2 protein-coding genes are annotated in these 4103 nt (G+C 64.0%); both read left to right on the top strand.

All coding sequences use genetic code 11. The features are described 5' to 3' along the window. Positions 1–441: 441 nt before the first annotated feature. Positions 442–2421: a carbohydrate porin gene (locus WA702_RS23940; protein WP_425113033.1), complete on the top strand. Its 1980-nt coding sequence runs from the start codon at positions 442–444 to the stop codon at positions 2419–2421. Positions 2422–2748: 327 nt separating this feature from the next. Further along, positions 2749–4059, top strand: a complete 1311-nt coding sequence (locus WA702_RS23935) for a hemolysin family protein (RefSeq protein ID WP_425113032.1) — start codon at positions 2749–2751, stop codon at positions 4057–4059. Positions 4060–4103 lie beyond the last annotated feature (44 nt).

Here is a 4103-nt window from a genome sequence, read left to right as displayed (position 1 = left end):
CCTTCTGCGAGCTGCTCGCAGATGTGAATAAATTCGACCTGAGAACGCTCGGCAACGGCCCGGCTGCGGGGGATTAGCCGGACCAGCAACGCCAGTCCACGACGTTTGCGCATTTGTCACGGTGTGGATGTAGGCACGTTCGAGTGACGGCGGCACATTCAAGAGCGCGAGCTGCCGCCGATTAGGTGCAGCGGGCTGTTGCATGAACGTCACAGCCAGATGGGATCCAAGGAGCAACCCGCACAGCGCCAGTTGTTATTGCGAATTAATCGCAATAAAGAACGAAGTGAGATAAGTGACTTATCCGGATCTTGCGGGTGTCGGGTCGCGGTCCCGGCCGACCGGCGTTCAGCAGCGGCGATTTGATTAATGGCAATGCGCGGGCAAATCTGCTGTGACGTCAGGACGCCCCATGACGCCTCCGTTGACCAAGTGCGCGCGATGTCCAATCTCACCCGGGAGTACGCCGTCGCGGCGCTAACCCTGCTGGCGCTGAGCTGTCCCGCTGCCGCAGCTGATCTGCCGCTCAAGGCGTCGGTGCGGACAGCGATCTTCGATTGGACCGGGCTCTATGTCGGAGCCCATGCCGGCTACACGCGCGACCACGCCGACGTGATGCTGAGTGATCCTGCGGCTGAGATCCGGGCGGGCAGCCGGTTCAGCGGCCTGACCGGCGGCGTGCATGCCGGCTACAACTGGCTGACGCGGTCCGGCCTGCTGTTCGGCATCGAGGGCGATTTCAGCTTCCCAAACTATCTGACAACCAACCATACGGTCGCCAATCTCACCGCGGGCACCTCGAATGTGATGGAGCTGTGGGACTACGTCGCGACTGCGCGCGGCCGGCTGGGCTATGCCAGCGGTTCCTGGCTCGCTTATGCCACCGGAGGGCTTGCGTTCAGCGGTGGACGATTCATCAACACCAGCGCCGCTGGCGATCAGGAAAAGCTGCTCGCCACCCGCCTCGGCTGGGTAGCCGGCGTCGGCGTCGAGCATGCGATCGCGCCGCATTGGAGCGCGCGGCTCGAATATCTCTATAACCGCATCGATTCCGGCGGCGTGCGCTTCGGCAATGGCGCCCAGTACACATCGTCGCTGGACTTCCAGACCGTGCGCCTCGGCCTCACGCGCAAGCTCGATTGGCCCGGCGCGGCCAGCCTGCAGCCGAAATCCGATCCGACTGACACGGAATCCGATCGCTGGGAGATTCACGGCCAGTCCACCGTGATCGGCCAGGTCTATCCGGCGTTCCGCGCCCTTTACACTGGCCCGAACAGCCTGACGCCCGCGCCCCAATTTCAGGAGACCTGGAGCAACAGCCTGTTCCTGAACGCGCGGCTGTGGGACGGCGGCGAGGTCTATTACAATCCGGAGCTGCTGCAGGGCTTCGGCCTCGACAACACGGTGGGCCTAGGCGGCTTCTCGAACGGCGAGGCGCAAAAGTCCGACTTTCCCTATCCCCATTACAACACCTCGCGGCTGTTCCTGCGGCAGACATTCGGCTTCGGCGGCGAGCAGGAAGAACTCGCCAGCAGCGGCAGCCAGCTCGGCGGCAAGGCCGACGTCTCGCGGCTCACGCTGCAGGTCGGCAAATTCGGCGTGCTCGACGTGTTCGACGGCAACTCCTACGCCAAGGACACCCGCAAGGATTTCATGAACTGGTCGATCTGGGCGCCGGGCGCATTCGACTATGCCGCCGACAAGCTGGGGCTGACCTATGGCGCGACGGCCGAACTGAACCAGAAGGATTGGGCGTTGCGCGGCGGCTATTTCCTGATGGATGCCGTCTCGAACTCGAACAACTTCGACACCAACGTGTTCCGGCGCGGCGAATACGTCGTCGAGTTGGAGACGCGGTACAATCTGTTCTCGCAGCCCGGCAAGCTACGGACCATCGGCTGGATCAACAGCGCCTTCTCCGGTAGCTACCGCGAGACGCTCGACGATCCCGCGCTCAACCTCGACATCGCGCAGACCCGGCGGGGGCGGATCAAATATGGCTACGTCGTCAATGTCGAGCAGGCGCTGAGCTCCGATGTCGGCCTGTTCGGACGCTGGAGCTGGAATGACGGCCGGACCGAGATCATGGCGTTCACGGACATCGACTCCAGCCTTTCGCTCGGCACTTCGATCAAGGGTACCAAATGGGGCCGGCCCGACGACGTCATCGGCATTGCCGGCGCCAGCAATGGCCTGTCGCGCGACCATCGCGACTTCCTCGCCGCTGGCGGCCTCGGTCCGCTGATCGGCGATGGCGCCCTGAACTATCGCCGCGAGCAGATCATCGAGACCTACTATGCCTATGCGATCAACAAGTCGCTGACATTGACCGCCGACTACCAGTTCGTGACCAATCCCGCCTACAACGCCGATCGCGGTCCGGTGTCGATCTTCTCGGGACGGCTGCACGGGGAGTTTTGAGACAATTGAGCCGGGCTCGATTGACCGGGCGTGCTCCCTCTTAACCTCGCCCAGCCTGCGGGGAGAGGTCGGATTGCATCGAAGATGCAATCCGGGTGACGGGGTACAGGCCTAACCACTCGCACCGTTCGCGCGTCTGCCCCTCACCCCAGTCCTCTCCACGTGAGAACGGGGAGAGGGGGGCGCCGCCGCCTGCGTGTATCTCGTGCTCTCTGGGTGTGGACCATGCGGCAATTTAGCCCGGTCCTGGCTGTGGCGTCGCGCGTTGCTGTATGCTGCGGCTGATACCCGCCTCGCCATGATCCCGGGACACACCATCATAATCGAATGCTTTCAGTTGAAATTGCCATCATCGTCGTCCTGATTGTCGTCAACGGCCTGCTCTCGATGTCGGAGTTGGCGATCGTGTCGTCGCGGCCGGCGCGCCTAGCGCTGCTGGCTGAGAAAGGCGTCGGGGGTGCCCGCCGCGCGCTGGCGCTGGCCTCAGACCCCGGCAAATTCCTTTCCACGGTGCAGATCGGCATCACCTTGGTCGGCGTGCTCTCCGGTGCATTCTCGGGCGCCACGCTGGGGCAGCGCCTGTCGTCCTGGCTGCTCGGCTTCGGCCTCTCCGCGTCGGTCGCCGACATCCTCGGCGTCGCCCTCGTCGTCACCAGCATCACCTATGCTACGTTGATCATCGGCGAACTGGTGCCGAAGCAGTTGGCGTTGCGCGACCCCGAGGCGATCGCAGTGCGCGTCGCGCCGGCGATGCAGATCTTATCCAAGGTCTCGCTGCCGCTAGTGCTCCTGCTCAATGTCTCAGGCAAGCTGATCCTTTCGCTGATCGGCCGTGGCGGCGATGCCGGCGACAAGGTCTCGGAGGAGGAGATCCATCATCTGGTGCGCGAGGCTGAGACTGCCGGCGTGCTCGAGCCCGGCGAGAAAGAGATGATCGCCGGCGTGATGCGGCTCGGCGACCGCCTTGTCGGCGCGGTCATGACGCCGCGTCCAGAGGTCGATGTGATCGATCTCAGCGACGACCCCAAAACGATCCGCGAGACCTTCGCCAAAAGCCCGCATTCGCGGTTGCCGGTTTCGGACGGCTCGCGCGATCACCCGATCGGCGTGCTGCAGGCCAAGGATCTGCTCGATGCTTACTTGCGCGAGGAGACGCCCGATCTCAGGCGCCTGGTGCGCCAGGTGCCAATCATTCCCGCATCGGTCGATGCCCGCGACGTGATCGCGATCCTGAAAGCCGCGCCGGTGCATATGGGCCTCGTTCATGACGAATATGGCGGCTTCGAAGGCGTGGTCACCGCGGCCGACATCCTCGAATCGATCGTCGGTGCATTCTCGTCCGAAGACGGCCCGCCGGAGCCGGCCTATGTGCGCCGTGCCGACCACTCGCTGCTGATCTCCGGCTGGATGCCGCTCGATGAGTTCGCTGACCTGTTGTCGGTCGAGGTGCCGGCGCATCCCGGTTATCACACCGTCGCGGGCCTGGTGCTGCAGCATTTCGGCAGCGTGCCGCAGACCGGCGACAGTTTCGACCTCAGCGGCTGGCGGTTCGAGATCGTCGATCTCGACGGACGGCGGATCGACAAGATCCTGGCGACGAAGCTTGCGGGTGAAGGCGAAGAGCCGAACGTCGGGTAGCCGCGCCACCGCAGCGCGAATTCATTCCGCCGGCAGGATCGCGA

This window comes from Bradyrhizobium sp., from assembly GCF_049798375.1.
Lineage (GTDB): Bacteria > Pseudomonadota > Alphaproteobacteria > Rhizobiales > Xanthobacteraceae > Bradyrhizobium.
The sequence above is the reverse complement of the archived record's forward strand: the minus strand, read 5'-3'. Positions and strand labels throughout refer to the sequence as shown.